18 protein-coding genes are annotated in these 17,770 nt (G+C 62.0%); 16 read left to right on the top strand and 2 right to left on the bottom strand.

Annotation, left to right across the window (positions count from 1 at the left end; translation table 11 throughout):
* Positions 1-564 precede the first annotated feature (564 nt).
* The 7 genes from ACP7BS_RS19315 to ACP7BS_RS19285 all read left to right on the top strand — a co-directional run bounded on the left by ACP7BS_RS19315 (position 565) and on the right by ACP7BS_RS19285 (position 8,615).
* A complete protein-coding gene (locus tag ACP7BS_RS19315; RefSeq protein WP_426239408.1) occupies positions 565-1,701 on the top strand; it encodes a transporter substrate-binding protein in 1,137 nt (378 codons plus the stop codon).
* Positions 1,698-2,279 (top strand): ANTAR domain-containing response regulator, encoded by a 582-nt coding sequence (locus ACP7BS_RS19310; protein ID WP_426239407.1) that lies wholly within the window; start codon positions 1,698-1,700, stop codon positions 2,277-2,279. Before ACP7BS_RS19315 ends, ACP7BS_RS19310 begins: the two co-directional genes overlap by 4 nt.
* The gene (locus tag ACP7BS_RS19305) at positions 2,279-3,127 is read left to right on the top strand and encodes an ABC transporter permease (RefSeq protein ID WP_426239406.1); all 849 of its coding nucleotides are present in this window, start codon (positions 2,279-2,281) and stop codon (positions 3,125-3,127) included. Before ACP7BS_RS19310 ends, ACP7BS_RS19305 begins: the two co-directional genes overlap by 1 nt.
* Position 3,128: 1 nt before the next feature.
* A complete protein-coding gene (locus ACP7BS_RS19300) occupies positions 3,129-4,049 on the top strand; it encodes an ABC transporter permease (protein WP_426239405.1) in 921 nt (306 codons plus the stop codon).
* A gap of 32 nt (positions 4,050-4,081) precedes the next feature.
* Positions 4,082-5,704 (top strand): ABC transporter substrate-binding protein, encoded by a 1,623-nt coding sequence (locus ACP7BS_RS19295; RefSeq protein ID WP_426239404.1) that lies wholly within the window; start codon positions 4,082-4,084, stop codon positions 5,702-5,704.
* A gap of 287 nt (positions 5,705-5,991) precedes the next feature.
* Positions 5,992-6,936: an acetamidase/formamidase family protein gene (locus ACP7BS_RS19290; protein ID WP_426239403.1), complete on the top strand. Its 945-nt coding sequence runs from the start codon at positions 5,992-5,994 to the stop codon at positions 6,934-6,936.
* Positions 6,933-8,615 (top strand): ABC transporter ATP-binding protein, encoded by a 1,683-nt coding sequence (locus tag ACP7BS_RS19285; RefSeq protein ID WP_426239402.1) that lies wholly within the window; start codon positions 6,933-6,935, stop codon positions 8,613-8,615. Before ACP7BS_RS19290 ends, ACP7BS_RS19285 begins: the two co-directional genes overlap by 4 nt.
* Positions 8,616-8,664: 49 nt before the next feature.
* On the opposite strand, the gene ACP7BS_RS19280 is transcribed toward ACP7BS_RS19285, so the two are convergent.
* The gene (locus ACP7BS_RS19280) at positions 8,665-9,717 is read right to left on the bottom strand and encodes a LacI family DNA-binding transcriptional regulator (RefSeq protein ID WP_426239401.1); all 1,053 of its coding nucleotides are present in this window, start codon (positions 9,715-9,717) and stop codon (positions 8,665-8,667) included.
* Between the two features lie 109 nt (positions 9,718-9,826).
* Here ACP7BS_RS19280 and ACP7BS_RS19275 point away from each other — a divergent pair, with 109 nt between their 5' ends.
* On the top strand, positions 9,827-10,663 hold the full coding sequence (locus tag ACP7BS_RS19275) for a phytanoyl-CoA dioxygenase family protein (RefSeq protein WP_426239400.1): 837 nt from the start codon (positions 9,827-9,829) through the stop codon (positions 10,661-10,663).
* 27 nt (positions 10,664-10,690) lie between these two features.
* Here the strand turns inward: ACP7BS_RS19275 and ACP7BS_RS19270 are convergent, their stop codons facing one another.
* Complete coding sequence (locus ACP7BS_RS19270) at positions 10,691-11,308, bottom strand: flavodoxin family protein (protein ID WP_426239399.1); 618 nt, start codon at positions 11,306-11,308, stop codon at positions 10,691-10,693.
* Positions 11,309-11,470: 162 nt separating this feature from the next.
* Here ACP7BS_RS19270 and ACP7BS_RS19265 point away from each other — a divergent pair, with 162 nt between their 5' ends.
* The 8 genes from ACP7BS_RS19265 to ACP7BS_RS19230 all read left to right on the top strand — a co-directional run bounded on the left by ACP7BS_RS19265 (position 11,471) and on the right by ACP7BS_RS19230 (position 17,769).
* A complete protein-coding gene (locus tag ACP7BS_RS19265) occupies positions 11,471-13,003 on the top strand; it encodes an acyl-CoA carboxylase subunit beta (protein WP_426239398.1) in 1,533 nt (510 codons plus the stop codon).
* Positions 13,004-13,241: 238 nt separating this feature from the next.
* Entirely contained in the window at positions 13,242-14,162 is a 921-nt protein-coding gene (gene yghU / locus ACP7BS_RS19260) for a glutathione-dependent disulfide-bond oxidoreductase (RefSeq protein WP_426239397.1), read from the top strand.
* A gap of 10 nt (positions 14,163-14,172) precedes the next feature.
* Positions 14,173-14,550, top strand: a complete 378-nt coding sequence (locus tag ACP7BS_RS19255; RefSeq protein WP_113246236.1) for a hypothetical protein — start codon at positions 14,173-14,175, stop codon at positions 14,548-14,550.
* Between the two features lie 4 nt (positions 14,551-14,554).
* Entirely contained in the window at positions 14,555-14,968 is a 414-nt protein-coding gene (locus ACP7BS_RS19250; protein ID WP_426230946.1) for a hypothetical protein, read from the top strand.
* A gap of 227 nt (positions 14,969-15,195) precedes the next feature.
* Positions 15,196-15,384, top strand: a complete 189-nt coding sequence (locus ACP7BS_RS19245) for a hypothetical protein (RefSeq protein ID WP_426230945.1) — start codon at positions 15,196-15,198, stop codon at positions 15,382-15,384.
* Positions 15,385-15,549: 165 nt separating this feature from the next.
* Positions 15,550-15,756, top strand: a complete 207-nt coding sequence (locus ACP7BS_RS19240) for a hypothetical protein (protein WP_426239396.1) — start codon at positions 15,550-15,552, stop codon at positions 15,754-15,756.
* 70 nt (positions 15,757-15,826) lie between these two features.
* Positions 15,827-16,249 carry a winged helix-turn-helix transcriptional regulator gene (locus ACP7BS_RS19235; protein ID WP_426239395.1) on the top strand — a complete coding sequence of 141 codons (423 nt, stop codon included), beginning with the start codon at positions 15,827-15,829 and terminating at the stop codon, positions 16,247-16,249.
* A 242-nt stretch (positions 16,250-16,491) separates the two neighbouring features.
* Complete coding sequence (locus tag ACP7BS_RS19230) at positions 16,492-17,769, top strand: MFS transporter (RefSeq protein WP_426239394.1); 1,278 nt, start codon at positions 16,492-16,494, stop codon at positions 17,767-17,769.
* Position 17,770: the final 1 nt, after the last annotated feature.

The following is a 17,770-nucleotide window of genomic DNA, read 5'->3' as shown; positions in this document are numbered from 1 at the left end:
CCGCACGCCGAGATTACATGGGCGAAGAACTGTAACAATCAAAATTACAGTCATGTTCTGTCATAATTGCAGGTTGTGATTTTGAGTGTTGCCGAAACGCAACGGCTTGAGATGCCCGATGGTGAGTACCCTCACTACCTTAAATGTGCATGGAAGCCGGTTCACAAACCACAGAGGGTGTGACCGGTAACATCTCAGATCGTTCAGTTAGGGACCTTTACCCTGAACCGCAAGCGGGATGGCTTGACGTTTTCGTGAAGGACGTCGAAACGGCGCAATGCGCACGAATCTTGCCGGGCGATCGGCCGCCGCGCAGTATTGTAAGGCCGCAGCGCTGCTTGACCGGAAGGCCCTCATGAGCGAATCAGTGATTTACCTCCAATCCGAAGGCGTTGTCGCCATGCGAATCGCGCTTGACATGACAGCAATGCCCGTATTTTAATCCTGCCAACGGATTAAGCAGTTTCCTTGATATGACCTTATGGTCGCTGGGCAGTTTGGCCCCACGATGCTCCCATCTCAGATGGGCACGGCGTCGTGGGGTTTTTGGTTTTTGGCGGGCTGATGAAAAACGCGGTACGGATTGGCATCCTTTATTCGACGACCGGCCCTTATGCCGAGATCGGACGCGACGCGCGCGACGGCGCCGATTTTGCGATCGAGGAAGTTCGCGCCGTCCATGGCAATGCCATCGAGCCGGTCACCATCGATCCCCATGCCGATATCGCCGCCTATCTCGAAGGTGCCCGAGCGATGCTGCGCGATCACGGCTGCCGGCATATTATCGGAACCATTACCTCGCTCGCCCGCAAGGAGGTCATTCCGCTTGTCGAAAAACATGACGGCCTGCTCTGGTACATGTGCCCCTACGAGGGCTTCGAAGCCAATGACAATGTCATCTATACCGGCGGCTGTCCCAACCAGCATCTTTTGCCGCTGTTCGACTATCTGATCCCGCGCTTCGGCCGCCGTCCCTATCTGGTCGGCGCGAACTACGTCTGGGGTTGGGAGATGAACCGGCTGGCCCGCGAGCTGATCGAGGACGCCGGCGGCGAGGTGCTCGGCGAGCGCTACCTGCCGCTGGAGGAAACCGCAGTCGAGCGCATCGTGCTCGATATCGAGCAGCGCCGCCCGAGCTTCATCCTCAACAATTTCATCGGCCCGTCCAGTTACGCCTTTCTCGCCGCCATCCGCGCGCTTGGGGCGCGCAATCCGGCCTTCCTCCCGGAAAATTGTCCGGTCGTCAGCTGCGACCTGCAGGAAAGCGAACTCCCCCATATCGGCCTCGGTGTCGCCACCGGCCAGCTCTGCGCGGCCGCCTATTTCGATACGGTGGCGACCCCGGAAAATGCCACCTTCAAGGCGCAGGTGGCAGCCAAGTTCGGCAGCCAGCGGCGTATTTCGAGCGTTTTTGCTAGCGCCTATGCCTCGGTCAAGCTTTGCACTGAAGCCATCATCACAGCCGGAACGGACGATCCGACCGCCGTCGCGCGTCAGCTGTCGGCAGCACCCCTGCCAACCGTCCTTGGTCCAATCCTGATCAATCCCGATACGCGTCATGCGGCCCTGCCCTTCCATCTCGGCCGGATCAATGATGAGGGGGGTTTCGATATCATCGCCTCGCAGCCGGCCATCGCTGCCGATCCTTATCTCACCGGCCGACGCACGCGTCCGCCGGCACAGCTGAGGGTCGTGTCATGAGGGAAACACCGAATTTCACCGGCTGGCGCGCCACGGTCCTGCACCGGGAAGACAACACCACCGAACGCCTGACGCGGCAATTGAAGCTCATCGGCTTCCAGGTGATGGTTCAATGGCAGCCGCTCGATGCCACCGACCTGCCGGATTTCGTACTTGTCGATGCCGACCAAGGCTGGGACGGTCTTTTGCCATGGAGCGGCGGCAGTGCGCCCCGCCCGCTGGTGGCGCTGCTCGGCTCGGAAGCGCCCGGCCGGATTGCCTGGGCGATGCAACAGGGTGTCGGCGCCATCATCGCCAAGCCGCTGGCCTCTTCGGCCGTTTACCCCGCTCTGGTCATGGCGCTCGGCATTCACCGCGAACGTAAGGCCGTGATCGACAAGCTGAATCATCTGGAAGAGCGCGTGCGCCTGCGGCCGCTGGTCCATGCCGCCGTCGAGCGGATTATTGCCGAGCGTCACGTCGACGAGGAACTCGCCTATACGATCCTGCGCAATTGCGCGATGCGGCGCCGGATGCCGATGGAGCAGGTCGCCGCTTCCATCCTCGGTGGCGCCGAGCCAATGCCGGAGGCCGGTTGATGCGCATCCTGAAAAGCATGATCCGTCAGCCGTCGGCGCTGTTCGGGCTGGCGATCGTCGCCCTCGTCATCTTCATGGCGGTCGCAGCGCCATTGATTGCGCCCTACAACCCCGATGAACAGATGTTCGATGGCCTGACGCTGGAAGGCGCACCGATGCCGCCCAGCGCCCAGTTCCTGCTCGGCACCGACACGCTCGGCCGCGACCTGTTCTCCCGCCTTCTCTACGGTGCCCGCACATCGCTGATCATCGGCCTCGTCGCCAATGGTATCGCGGTGACGATCGGCCTGCTGATCGGCATCCTGTCGGGCTATATGCGCGGTTTCGTCGGCAATGCGCTGATGCGCTTCACCGATCTGATGATGGCGTTTCCGGCTCTGCTTCTGGCCATCGTGCTGGCGGCTCTCCTGCGCCCCAGTCTCTGGATCGTTGCCATGGTGATCGCGCTGGTCAACTGGGTGCAGGTCGCCCGCATCGTCTATACCGAAACGCGCGGGCTGGTGGAGCGCGATTTCATCTTGGCCGAACGGTCGCTGGGGGCCGGCCATATCCGCATCCTGTTCCATCACATCCTGCCGCATCTGATGCCGACGGCGATCGTCTGGGGCACGCTCGGCATTGCCACCACCGTGCTTCTGGAAGCAACCCTGTCCTTCCTGGGCATCGGCGTACAGCCGCCGACGCCCTCCTGGGGCAATATCATCTTCGAAAGCCAGAGCTATTTCCAGGCGGCCCCCTGGCTGGTGTTCATTCCCGGCGCCGTCATTCTGTTGACCGCGCTCTCCTTCAACCTGGTCGGCGATGCGCTGCGCGATATTCTCGACCCGACCCAGCGCGGAAGGGGTTGAGATGATCTTTCTGATCCTGCGGCGGCTCGTCCAGACGGCGCTGATCCTTTTCGGCGTCGCGGCCATCACCTTCCTTCTGCTCTACGCTTTGCCCGCCGATCCCGCCCGGATGATCGCCGGCCGCAGTGCCACGGCGCAGACGGTCGCCAATATCCGCCATGAACTCGGCCTCGACCAGCCGCTCTTCTCGCAATTCTGGAATTACCTGAAGGGCCTTGCCGAGGGCAATCTCGGCCGCTCGTATGCGCAGAAAACCGATGTCGGCGCGCTGATCGCGGCCCGGCTTCCGGCCACGCTGATCCTGATGGCAGCCGGTATCTTCGTCGAGGTGGTGCTCGGCCTGTTGCTCGGCGTCATCGCGGCGGTGCGCCGTGGCGGGCCGGTCGATCGGTTCGTGATGATGGCCTCGTTCGTCGGCGTGTCGGCGCCGCAGTTCGTCGCGGCCCTTCTGCTTCTCTATGTCTTCGCAGTCACGCTCGCCTGGTTCCCGATGAGCGGCTTCGGCACCTTTGCCCATGTCGTCCTGCCGGCCACCACGCTCGGCATTCTCGGGGCCGGCTGGTATGCGCGCATGGTGCGCTCGGCGATGATCGACGTGCTCAATCAGGATTACGTCCGCACCGCCCGCGCCAAGGGCCTGTCCTCTGCCCGCATCGTCTTTCGCCATGCGCTGCCGAATGCGCTTTTACCGATCATTGCGATGATCGGCATCGATATCGGCCAGTTCATGAGCGGCGTCGTGGTGGTCGAGGCCGTCTACGGCTGGCCCGGCATCGGCCAGCTCGCCTGGCAGGCAATCCAGCAGGTCGATATCCCGATCATCATGGGCGTGACGCTGGTTTCGGCGCTCGCCATCGTCATCGGCAATCTCGTCGCCGATCTGATCGCACCACTCATCGATCCGCGCATTCGTGCGCGCTAACCAAATCAGCAACCAAAAAGGGGAACTCAAAAATGTTCAAACGCTGGCTTAGACACTCGACAATCGCGATGGCGCTTGCCTTCACGCCGCTGCCCGCCTTCGCGCAGGATGCCATCAAGCAGGGCGGCGATATCGTCATCACCTACAAGGACGACATTGCCACACTCGATCCGGCGATCGGCTATGACTGGGTCAACTGGTCGATGATCAAGAGCCTCTATTCGCGGCTGATGGACTATACGCCCGGCACGCCGGACCTGATCCCATCGTTGGCCGAAAGCTTTACCGTTTCACCCGATGGCCTCACCTACACATTCAAGCTGCGCAAGGGCGTGAAGTTCACCAATGGCCGTGAACTTGTCGCCTCGGACGTCAAATACTCGATCGAGCGCGCCGTCGATCCGAAGACGCAAGGCCCGGGTGCCGGCTTCTTCGGCGCCATCAAGGGTTTTGACGCGGTCACCGGCGGTACGTCGACGACGCTGGACGGCATTGCCACACCGGATGATCAGACCGTCGTCTTCACGTTGTCGCGTCCCGACGCCACCTTCCTGCACGTTCTCGCCATCAACTTCGCCTCCGTCGTACCCAAGGAAGCCGTCGAGGCAGCGGCCGGCGATTTCGGCAAGAAGCCGGTCGGTTCGGGCACGTTCGTGCTGAAGGAATGGACCATCGGCCAGCGTCTCGTGTTCGAGCGCAACCCGGATTATTTCGTCAAAGACATGCCACATATCGACAAGTTCACCGTCGAAGTCGGCCAGGAGCCGCTGGTAGCGCTGTTGCGCCTGCAGAAGGGCGAAGTCGATATCGCTGGTGATGGTGTTCCGCCGGCAAAATTCCTTGAGATCAAAAACTCGCCTGAAGGTGCCGAGATCATCGTCGATGGCGCCCAGCTGCATACCGGCTACATCACACTCAATACCAAGGTCGCTCCGTTCGACAACGTGAAGGTCCGCCAGGCCCTCAACATGGCCATCAACAAAGAGCGCATCACCCGCATCCTCAACGGCCGCGCAACGGCTGCCAACCAGCCGCTGCCGCCGCTGATGCCGGGCTATGACAAAGCCTTCACCGGCTATGCCTTCGACGTCGAAAAGGCCAAGGCGCTCTTGGCGGAAGCCGGCTTCCCGGATGGTTTCGAAACGATCCTCTACTCGACCAATACCGATCCGCAGCCGCGCATCGCCCAGGCAATCCAGCAGGATCTGGCCGCTGTGGGCGTCAAGGCCGAGGTTCGCGCTCTGGCCCAGGCCAACGTGATCGCCGCCGGCGGTACCGAAGGCGAAGCACCGATGATCTGGTCGGGTGGCATGGCCTGGATCGCCGACTTCCCGGATCCGTCCAATTTCTACGGCCCGATCCTCGGCTGCTCGGGTGCTGTCCAGGGCGGCTGGAACTGGTCCTGGTATTGCAACAAGGACCTCGACGCCCGCGCGATTGCCGCCGATTCGATGTCGGACCCGGCCAAGGCTGCCGAGCGTCAGGCCGAATGGGGCAAGATCTTCACCGATATCATGACGGATGCGCCGTGGATTCCCCTCACCAACGAACGCCGCGTCGTCGCCAAGTCGCCGCGCATGGGCGGTGACGGCAATATCTACATCGATCCGACCCGCGTCATCAACTACGACGCGATCTTCGTGAAGGACGAATAATCGAAAACGCACCATGGCCTGGTGAAAATCGGAGCCATGGAACGGCTATTGAGGATGGCGGTACGGCGCTGTCACTTCTCCCCAACGGGGAGAAGTGACAGCGGATGCGGGCGATGAGGGGGCGGCACGGCACGTTCAGAGTGTTTGGCTCCCCCTCATCCGACCCTTCGGGCCACCTTCTCCCCGTTGGGGAGAAGAGGGAGCATGCCGCCACTGCAGACCAAGAACACCGATATGCGGAGGTTCGGGACAATCCGGCAAACCGCTCTTCTAAGGGAGAACAACCAATGTGCGTCGCCTGCACCCACACCATCCACCGCGCCCAGCACAATTTCGGCTGGAACAAGGATTTCGAACCCGCTCTCATCGCCAAGCCCGGTGAGACCATCCATTTCGAATGCCTGGATTCCTCCGGTGGCCAGCTCGGTGCCGGTTCGACGCTCGAAACCCTGGCGGGGCTCGATTTCAACAAGATCAATCCTGTCACCGGCCCCGTCTATGTCGAAGGCGCCAAGCCCGGCGATGCGCTGAAGGTGACGATCCGCCGTTTCATCCCGTCCGGTGTCGGCTGGACCGCGAATATTCCGGGCTTTGGCCTGCTGGCCGACCAGTTCAAGGAACCGGCTTTGCATATGTGGTCCTACGATCCGCACAGCATGGCGCCGTCGCTCTATGGCCCGGGCGGCAAGGTGCCGTTGAAACCCTTTGCCGGCACGATCGGCGTTGCCCCGGCCGAGCCCGGCTTGCATTCCGTCGTACCGCCGCGCCGGGTCGGCGGCAATCTCGATATCCGCGACCTGACCTCCGGCGTGACGCTCTATCTGCCGGTCGAAGTCGAGGGCGCGCTGTTCTCGATCGGGGACACCCACGCCGCCCAGGGCGACGGTGAAGTCTGCGGCACCGCGATCGAGAGCCAGATGGAAGTCGAGGCGACGATCGAGCTGGTCAAGGACGCGCGCCTGCAAAGCCCCCGCTTCACCACCACCGGACCCGTCACCCGCCATCTCGACGGCATGGGCTACGAGGTGACGACCGGCATCGGCCCGGACCTGATGACCGGCGCCCGCGAAGCGCTGATGCGGATGATCGATCTGCTCGGTTCCGAACATGGCATGAACCCCGTCGATGCCTATCTGCTCTGCTCGGTCTGCGGCGATCTCAGAATCAGCGAGATCGTCGATATGCCCAATTGGGTCGTCTCCTTCTATTTCCCGAGGATCGTGTTCGCGTGACATCACCTTCCCCCGTTTCCCCATCGGTCCTCACCGTCGGCAAGCTCTGCGTCGATGCGCGCACACCGGAAGGCCGGCGGCGCGTTCTCGACGACGTCAGTTTCGATCTGAAGCTTGGGGAAACGCTCTGCATTGCCGGCGAAAGCGGATCGGGAAAATCGGTGACGTCGCTGGCGATCATGGGGCTTCTGCCGAAGGCGTCGCTGCAGATCGCCTCCGGCAGCATCGCGCTCGAAGGCCGGGAACTGTCGCAACTGTCCAACAGCGCCATGCGCAGCGTCCGTGGCGGCGATATCGCCATGGTCTTCCAGGAGCCGATGACCTCGCTCAATCCGGTGATGTCGATCGGCGCGCAGCTGACCGAAGCCATTCGCGAGCATCAGGCGTCCGAAGGAAATAGTGCCGAGGCCGTGGCGTTGCGCATGCTCGATGCCGTCCATATCACCGAGCCTGCCAAGCGGCTGAAACAATATCCGCACGAACTGTCCGGCGGCATGCGCCAGCGGGTGATGATCGCCATGGCGCTGTCCTGCCGTCCAAAGGTGCTGATCGCCGACGAGCCGACGACGGCGCTCGACGTGACGGTACAGGCGCAGATCCTTAAGCTGATGGACGAGCTGAAGCGTGAATTCGGCGCCTCGATCATCCTGATTACCCATGACATGGGCGTTGTCGCGCAGATGGCCGACCGCGTCGTCATCATGCAAGCCGGCCGCATCATCGAGCAGGGCGATGCCCTGCCGATCTTCAGCGCCCCGACGCAACGCTATACCCAGGAATTGCTGGCCGCCGTGCCCCGGCTCGGCGCCCATGCCGGCACCGATGGCCCGCCGCGTATCAGCCCCGCAGCGGTGGATGCGCCGCCGCTTGATCGCACACCGGTGCTGACCGTGCGCGGGCTGGACGTCACCTATGGCAAGGCGACCGGCTGGCTCTCGGGCAAGACGCCGCCCGCTTCCGCGGTCAGCGATGTCTCCTTCGAGATCCTGCCCGGCCAGACACTGGGCCTCGTCGGCGAAAGCGGTTCGGGCAAATCCACCACCGGCAAGGCCGTGCTCGGCCTCATTCCCTTTACTGGCGACGTTGTCATCGACGGCCAGAATATCGGCGGCCTCAGCCAGCGGCAGATGCGTCCGGTGCGGCGCAGCGCGCAGATGATCTTTCAGGATCCCTACGCCTCGCTCGATCCGCGCATGGCGGTCGGCGCCGCCATCGCCGAACCGCTGATCATCCATGGCCTCGCCAACAAGGGCGAGCGCGACGACCGCGTGGCGGAACTCCTGCGCCGCGTCGGCCTGCAGCCCGATGCCGCCAGCCGCTATCCGCACGAATTTTCAGGCGGCCAGCGCCAGCGCATCTGCATCGCCCGGGCGCTGACGCTCGGCCCAAAACTGATCGTCGCCGACGAAAGCGTCGCAGCCCTGGATGTCTCGGTGCGCGCCCGCGTGCTCGACCTGATGCTGGAGCTGCAGGAGACGATGGGGCTTGCCTATCTGCTGATCTCGCACGACATGGCGGTGATCGAGCGCATGTCGCACAATGTCGCGGTCATGCGCTCCGGCCGCATCGTCGAAATGGGATCGCGCCGGTCGGTCTTCGAAAATCCGCAGGACGCCTATACGCGGGCGCTGATGGCAGCTGTGCCGATCCCCGACCCGGCCTTGCGCAACGTCGCTTGATAGGCCGGTAGCGAGCACGCATCTGTAGCCGGATAATCTTCTGTCTGGGCTACGTCGGGGTAGCGAGCGAATCGCGTTCGATGAGGTTGCAATCCATCTTGGTCAGCGGATAGCCCTCTTTGCCTGGTCTGCGGCCCTTGCCAAGTTCGGAGATAGCCCAGGCGCCCATCGCCCGGTGCGGCAGGATCAGCGTGCTCAACTGCGGCCGCAGGTGGCGGCAGAGTTCGTCGTCGTCATAGCCGATGACGGAGACATCCTGCGGGATTTTCAGGCCGACATCGCGCAGCGCGTTGTAGCAGCCGGATGCCATCTTGTCGTTCTGGCAGAAGAAAGCGGTCGGGCGATCCTTCAGCGCCAGAAACCGCTGCGTCGCCTCGAACCCCGAGGTCGGCGACCAGTTGCCTTCGCCGACCAGGCCGGCATCATAGGCGATACCGGCCTTTGCCAGCGCCTTCTTGTACCCCTTCAACCGGTCCTGCGCGGCTTGCATGAACGGTTCGCCGATAATGGTCGCGATGCGGCGATGGCCAAGCCGGATCAGCGTCTCGGTGGCGGCAAAACCGCCGGCGACTTCATCGGGAACGACGGACGGAAACCGGCTTTCCGGCGCGTAGCAATTCAAAAGCACGACGGGGACCGGAAGACCTTCGAGAAAAGCCGGCGGCGTTACCTGCCGGGTAAAGATCGTCATGTAGATCAGTCCCTCGATGCCGCTGCGCAACATCGCCTCGACGGCCTTTTCCTCGCGGTCAGGATTGCCCATCGTCTGGGCAACGAGGATGGTCGCCCCCTCGTCCCAGCAGGCCTGCCGCGCGCCCTCGATGGCATTGACCGATTCCGGCGTCGTGGCCAGCTGATCGCAGATGAAGCCGATTGTGCCGCGGCCGAGATTGCCGAGCACGGGCCGATGGATCAGCGACGACGCGCCATAGCCCAGCGTGCGGGCCGCCTCGATGACCTTGCCGCGCGTTTCCGCCGAGATCGTCACCCCCGTCGCATTGTTCAGAACAAACGACACGGTCGCCTGCGAGCAGCCGGCAAGCCGCGCAACATCCGTCATCGTCACGCGGCGCGGCGGTTTTTCATGTTTGGTTTTCGTCAAGACTGCAATTCCCAGGACAGAGCGGGAAATCTAGCTCATTTATTCTCATAAGCATATTGACTAATAATTATTAGTTGCACTAGGCTGGGAGTAACGGAGGAGACCGATCATGAATGCACCAGCGCGTTTTTCGTATGACCTGCAGGACAATCTCAAGACCCTGAAGGAGGACGGCATCACCGGACTGAAGGGCGCCTTTGCGCCCGAATGGGCCGATGCGATGCGGGAGGACATGATGACGGCCTTCTGGTCGGCCATCCAGCGTCCGGGCGGCGCGGTCGGCCGTGGTCCGCGGCGCTGGTATGTGGAAATCCATCCGCAGGATTTTCGCGGCTTCGTCGATCTGATCATGCATCCCTGGGTGATCGCCATGTGCGAGAACGCGCTGGGGCCGGACTACCAGATCGTCGAGATCGGCCTGGACGTGCCGTTCGAAGGTGCAAGATACCAGCCCTGGCACCGCGACTTCCCCTCGCCGGAGGATACCTATGTGGACCGCCGCATCACGTCGCTCGCCTTCAACCTGACCGGCGTCGATGTCACGCCGGATATGGGGCCGTTCGAGATCGCCCCCGGCACCCAGTATGACGACGGCCGCCACTGGAAGCACGAGATGTTTCCGGACAAGGCGCTCTGGGCTCCTTTTCAGGAACGCGCCACCCGCAAATTCCCGCAGCGCGGCGACATTTCCTGCCGCTCGGCACTGACTGTCCATCGCGGTACCGAACACCTGTCGCCGATCGCCCGGCCGGTCATGGTCTTGGGCGTCGATGCGCCCGGTGCCGGCCATGCGGAACTGCACGACATGATGGTGACGCAGGACTATTTCGATGCCCTGCCGGACAAGGCCAAGAAGCACCTCGTCTGCCGCGTCGTCGATGAACTGGTGCCGATCACCCAGAAGCATGACATCGAGGGGCTGGTGATGGGTGCTGATCCCGCTTAGGCGGATTTTCCGGCGAGGGCGGATCAGTTACGTGTCTTCGCCGGGATATTGTGAGGCCTTGAGCAGACCGGCAAGATGCGCGGTATTGCGGGCAAGTATGGAGATCATCGTCTCCACCACTTCCGGAACCGTGTCCAGATCGACGAAATTGACCGAGCCCATCGCCTCGCCGACCCAATAGGCCACCGCATTGGCCGGGATGGTGAAGCCGACATCGTTGAGCGCCTGATAGACTTCGGCCGAGACATGATGGGCGCCGTCTTCGTTGCCGACCACCGCGACGGCGGCAACCTTGCCATAGGAAACCATTCGCCCGGCATCATCGGTTTCATCGAGAAACGCGTCCATCCGCTCGAGAGCCCGCTTGCAGACGCTGCCCGGCTGCCCCATCCAGATGGGGGTGCCCATGATCAGAATATCGGCGGCCAGAATCTTGCTGCGTATCTCCGGCCATTCATCGCCCTCCCCTTCGTCAGAGGCTACGCCCGGCTTGATATTATGGTCAGCAAGCCAGATGGTGTCGGTACTGACGTCGTACTTGGTGAACTCAACCGCGATCAGGTCGAGCATTTGCGCGGTCGATGATTTCTCGGTCGAGGAAGAGGATTTGAGCGTGCCGTTCAGGGCGAGGGCTTTCAGGGGCATTGGCTTTTTCTCCGTTGACATCAGCGCTAACGCGCCTTGACCGGAAAAGATGCGGCCTGGATCGGATTCCCCTTCGTCCAACAGCCGGCCCACTGACACGATCGGTGATTTCCTTCGATCGTGTTTCCGGCTAAGCAGGAGACAAAGACGACGGGAGGAAGCATGCGCAATATCATCGACACCGTGGAAGCGCGCCGCACTGAAGCGCGTCTTGGCGGCGGGCAGAAGCGCATCGATGCCCAGCATGCCAAGGGCAAGCTGACGGCACGCGAGCGCATCGAGGTGCTGCTCGACGAAGGCTCGTTCGAAGAATACGACATGTACGTCACCCACCGCGCCGTCGATTTCGGCATGGCCGAGCAGAAGGTGGCCGGCGACGGCGTCGTCACCGGCTGGGGCACGATCAACGGCCGCCAGGTCTATGTCTTTTCCCAGGATTTCACCGTGCTCGGCGGCTCGCTGTCCGAAACCCATGCGCAAAAGATCTGCAAGATCATGGACATGGCGGTGCGCAACGGTGCGCCGGTGATCGGACTGAACGATTCCGGCGGTGCCCGCATCCAGGAAGGTGTCGCCTCGCTTGCCGGTTATGCCGAAGTGTTCCGCCGCAATGCCGAGGCGTCGGGCGTCATCCCGCAGATCTCCGTGATCATGGGACCCTGCGCCGGCGGTGCCGTCTATTCGCCGGCCATGACCGACTTCATCTTCATGGTGCGCGACAGTTCCTACATGTTCGTCACCGGCCCGGATGTGGTGAAGACCGTCACCAACGAGATCGTCACGGCCGAAGAGCTGGGCGGCGCCGGTACCCATACGAAGAAATCCTCGGTCGCCGATGCGGCCTATGAAAACGACATCGAGACGCTGGAACAGGTCCGTCTGCTGTTTGATTTCCTGCCGCTCAACAACCGCGAAAAGCCGCCGGTCCGCCCGTTCCACGACGATCCGGCCCGCCTTGAAAACCGGCTCGACACGCTGATCCCGGACAGTTCGGCAAAACCCTACGACATGAAGGAGCTCATTCACGCGATCGCCGACGAAGGCGATTTCTTCGAGCTTCAGGAAGCGTTTGCCCGCAATATCATCACCGGCTTCATCCGGCTGGAAGGCCAGAGCGTCGGCGTCGTCGCCAACCAGCCGATGGTGCTGGCCGGCTGCCTGGATATCGACTCATCGCGAAAGGCTGCCCGCTTCGTGCGCTTTTGCGATGCCTTCTCGATCCCGATCCTGACGCTGGTCGACGTGCCCGGTTTCCTGCCCGGCGTGGCGCAGGAATATGGCGGCGTCATCAAGCACGGCGCCAAGCTTCTGTTCGCCTATTCACAGGCAACCGTGCCGATGGTGACGCTGATCACCCGCAAAGCCTATGGCGGCGCCTATGACGTCATGGCCTCTAAGCATATCGGCGCCGACGTCAACTATGCCTGGCCAACCGCCGAAATCGCCGTGATGGGCGCCAAGGGCGCGACTGAAATCCTCTATCGCTCCGAACTCGGCGACCCGGAAAAGATCGCTGCCCGGACGAAGGAATACGAGGAACGCTTCGCCAATCCCTTCGTCGCCGCCGAACGCGGCTTCATCGACGAAGTGATCATGCCGCACTCCTCCCGCCGCCGCCTTTCCCGCGCCTTTGCCTCGCTGCGCGGCAAACGGAAAGAGCAACTGTGGCGCAAGCACGATACGATACCGCTATAGCCTTCGCAGGCGTTTGACCCCACAATCGTCATCCTCGGGCTTGACCCGAGGATCCACAGATACCCACTCCGCCGGAATGTTGGGCATGGATCCTCGGGTCAAGCCCGAGGATGACGGAGAAAGAAAATACGCCTTGGGGGAAATTGACGATCTACACTAGCGAAAATCATTACGCGCTTCCCATATGCCTATTGTGCTCCCCTCTCGCGCACATCTCCCATTATCAAGGACCACACCCATGACCGAAAAATCCCCCGCCGATAATTTTCCCGCCGGTTACGAAGTCCCGAAGGTCTGGACTTGGGACAAGGGCAATGGCGGCACGTTTGCCAACATCAACCGGCCGATCGCCGGACCGACGCAGGAAAAGCCGCTGCCGGTCGGCAAACATCCGCTGCAGCTCTATTCGCTCGGCACGCCGAATGGCGTCAAGGTCACGATCATGCTGGAAGAGCTGCTCGCTGCAGGTCATACAGGTGCCGAATACGACGCATGGCCGATCCGGATCGGCGATGGCGACCAGTTCGGCTCGGGTTTTGTCGACGTCAATCCGAACTCGAAAATCCCGGCGCTGATGGACCATGCGCCAAAGGGCGGCGGCGCGCCGGTGCGCGTGTTTGAATCCGCCTCGATCCTGCTCTATCTCGCCGAAAAGTTTGGCGCCTTCCTGCCAACGGACCTTCGCGCCCGCACCGAGACGTTCAACTGGCTGTTCTGGCAGATGGGCTCGGCCCCCTTCCTCGGCGGCGGCTTTGGCCATTTCTACGCCTATGCGCCGATCCACATCAAATACGCCATCGACCGCTACGCCATGGAAGTGAAGCGCCAGCTCGACGTGCTCGACCGGCACCTGGCCGACAACCAGTTCCTGGCGGGCTCGGAATACACCATCGCCGACATGGCCACCTGGCCCTGGTATGGCAACTTGGCGCTCGGTCAGGCCTATGGCGATGCCGGTATCTTCCTCGATGTGCAGAGTTATAAGAACGTCCAGCGCTGGACGGCCGAGATCGCTGCCCGCCCTGCGGTCAAGCGCGGCCGCATGGTCAACCGTCTGAGCGGCGATCCCACTGAGCAACTGCATGAACGCCACGACGCCTCCGACTTCGATACGAAGACGCAGGACAAGATCGCCCCGGCCAGCGCGGCCAAGGCGTAAGGAGACCAAGATGGCCAAGCGGCCCGAGATGACAAAACACAGGGGCTTTCCCTCCGGCTTGCCGGGCCACGGCCATCATTTCACCATCCGGCGGGCGAACGAGAAGGGCGTCACTCCGCTCAAGGCGTTGCAACGCCTTGCCCGCCCGAACTCGATCGAACAGAAGGTCGATGCCGCCTTCCTGCATGCACTCTGGCACCAATTTGGCACCGAGCCGTTCGAGCGCGGCAATCTCGATGCCGGACGGCTGAACCTTTTGTTCGGCCGCGAAGTCGTGCCGGCCGAGGAACCGTTCAATGCCACATCCTATGAGGCATTGCTGCGGATCGACGAACGGGTGGGGCGCAAGAACTTCCCGGAAGCTTTCGAAGACGTGTTCGAGGTGTGACGCCATGGCCAAGACCCCTGAAATGCCCAAGCATCGCGGCTTTCCGCCCGGCCTACTCGGAACCCAGTGGCAGTTCACCCTGCGCCGGGCCAATTCCAAGGTCACCCCTTTGACGGCATGGCCGCGGCAGCGGACCATGGATCAGACGGTGGCACTGGCCGATATCGGCTTCGTGCAGGCGCTGTGGCAGTATTTCGGCACGACGCCGTTCCAGCGCGGCAATCTGGACGGAGAGCGGCTGTGCCGCCTGTTCGGGCGCGAACTGCTGCCGGCGGAACGGGGTTTTGATCCTGCCTCATACGAAGGACTGCTGAAGCTCAACGAGGCCTTGGCCCGGAAGAATTTTCCGCAAGCTTTCGAGGTTGAGAAGACAGATGCAGGCGCGGTGCGCGGCAGCGGGAAATCGCGCGGCGACTAGCGCATATGCCGCCCCCCGCGCCGTGCTCGACCGTCTGGAAGGCCGGTCGCGCCCCGCGTTAGGCAGGCTTCACCCCCATTAATCACCGCTCAAAAATTCTGCTTTCGATTTCAAGGAAATGACGCATTCTGTTCACGTGCTCAGCTGATTCGCCTCATGTGCCTGCGTCCAGACCGGATTGAGAGCCGAACGACAACGCTAAATGATTTAGCCGGGGGGCAGGCGCAATGCAGAAGCGCGACGACGTCGAAAACTGGGCAGTTTACAGGGCACAACAAATTCTGATGCGCGAGGGCATGGACCTCGCGCTATCGGCACGCGATTTCGATAGCGGCATGGTGAGAGCCAAGGGCAAGCTCCTTGCCATGGCCATCGCAGCCTCGCTGGTCGAAGCGTCGGCAGCCCGGGCGGATTGATCGGACGGAGCAGGCGTCGCGACCGGCAATTCTTCTGTCCGATAGCTCATTCTCCGGCTTAATACCCTAAGATCTGGATACCCTAAGATCTGGGACTTGTCAGCGCTGCTGAAGGCTCTACACTATCGGTCCGAACTGGGTATGTTTCGAACGATAGGTGAAGCAATGTCGTTTCTCTCGGACATGGCCTTGAACCAGAGTGAAATCGAAGTGGTCTGCGGCGCGCTCGAGGAGTGGTGCCGGCAAACCCGAACGGCTCTTGACAGCGATGATGGCCGCGATGCCGCCACCGTCATGCTCGGCCTCTACAAAACCGGCCACGAGACCAAGGACTCGATCCTTGCGGCGATGCGCCGGGTCAACGGTGGGTGACGCCGAGCAACTTGCATGATGCAAGCCGAGGCTCTACATAAGGGCCATGCAGCGCCGGAACTTCGACGAAATGAATTGCCCCATCGCCCGCACCCTCGACCGGGTCGGCGAATGGTGGAGCATTCTCATCCTGCGGGATGTCTTCTTCGGCCGCACCAAATTCGACGAATTCCAGAAAAGCACCGGCATTGCGCCGAACATCCTGACCCGTCGGCTGAAATCGCTGGTCGAAGCCGGGCTTCTGGAAAAGCGCGCCTATCAGGACCGGCCAATGCGCTACGAGTATCTGCTGACCGGTATGGGACGTGAATTGCAGCCGCTGTTGATCGCACTGTCGGTGTTCGGCAACCGGCATTTTGCCGATCGTGGCGTGACCATGCGGCTGACCGACATTGAAACAGGGGCGGCCGCACAACCGATCTATGTCGATGGGCTGACCGGCAAGCCGATAGACGCCGAAAATTTCTCTCTGAAATCAATCCGCCAAGCCTGAATTTTCCCCGGCCCCAGAGACGGCGGTAAACTCCTCTGAGATCGTCAGTAGAGATCGTCTCTTTGCGCTTTTCTACCCCTACAGTTCCCGAGCCGTCTTGCCGATGAGGCACAGCCCCACGCTGTTCGCCATCCTCCCCGCCAGTAACTTGCATCATGAAAGCTTTTGTATTAGTGACTTTTACATTAATAGTCACTCAGTCGCATCGCTCCTGATGCCGGCGCCCGTTGAGAACCCCGCCCATGCTCTCCACAACGCTCTCCAAACGGCTTGAACAACGGGATATCCACTATGGCTGGATCGTTGCCGCTACCGCATTCCTCACCATGCTCGTCACCGCCGGCACGATCGGCGCGCCTTCGGTGCTGATCGTGCCACTGCAAAAGGAATTCGGCTGGGAGGCAACGGAGATTTCGGCGGCGCTGGCCATGCGCTTCATCCTGTTCGGGTTGATGGCGCCGTTTGCGGCGGCGCTGATGAACCGTTTCGGCATGCGGTTGATGGCGCTGACGGCGCTGACCGTGGTTTTCATCGGCATGGGGCTGTCGCTGTTCATGCGCGAAGTCTGGCAGTTGGTCGTGCTCTGGGGCTTCGTCGTCGGCACAGGCACCGGGCTGACGGCGATGGTCATGGGCGCAACGGTTGCCACCCGCTGGTTTACGGCCCGGCGCGGCCTTGTGATCGGTCTGTTGACGGCCAGCACCGCCACCGGCCAGCTCGTGTTCATGCCGCTGATCGCGGCGCTGACGGAAGCCTATGGCTGGCGTGCGGCCATCCTGTTCATTCTCGGCATGCTGTTCGTCTGCGCCGTGGCCATGCTGCTGTTCATGCGCGACAGGCCTTCCGACCTGGGTCTGCGCGCCTACGGCCAGGTGGTCGACGACCCGCCAGCAACAGGTCCGCTCAAGACCAATTCGCCGATCGACGTGCTGATCGAGGCTTCGAAGACGCGGATTTTCTGGGTTCTGTTCCTGTCGTTCTTCGTCTGCGGCGCTTCGACCAACGGGCTGATCCAAACCCATTTCGTCTCGCTCTGCGCCGATTACGGCATGACGGCGATCACCGCGACCGGCATTCTCGCCATTATCGGCCTATTCGATTTCGCCGGCACCGTCGCCTCGGGCTGGCTGTCCGACCGTTACGATAATCGCTGGCTGTTGTTCTGGTATTATGGCCTGCGCGGATTGTCGCTGCTCTGGCTGCCGTTCACCGGCTTCGAATTCCTCGGCCTGTCGATCTTCGCCATTTTCTACGGGCTGGATTGGGTGGCCACCGTTCCGCCGACGGTCAAGCTCACCGCCCAGCATTTCGGCCGCGAGCGCGCCAACATGGTGTTCGGCTGGGTGTTTACTGGCCACCAGATCGGCGCCGCTTTTGCAGCGTTCGGCGGCGGCTTCATCCGCGACAATTACGCGAGCTACCTGCCCGCGCTGATGATCGCCGGAGCGCTTTGCCTGATGGCGGCACCCTTGGTGCTTTCGGCGGGCACATCCAAGCTGAAGCCGGCAACGGCCGGTTGAC

This window comes from Pararhizobium sp. DWP1-1-3 (assembly GCF_049896125.1).
Taxonomy (GTDB): Bacteria; Pseudomonadota; Alphaproteobacteria; order Rhizobiales; family Rhizobiaceae; genus Pararhizobium.
The sequence above is the reverse complement of the archived record's forward strand: the minus strand, read 5'-3'. Positions and strand labels throughout refer to the sequence as shown.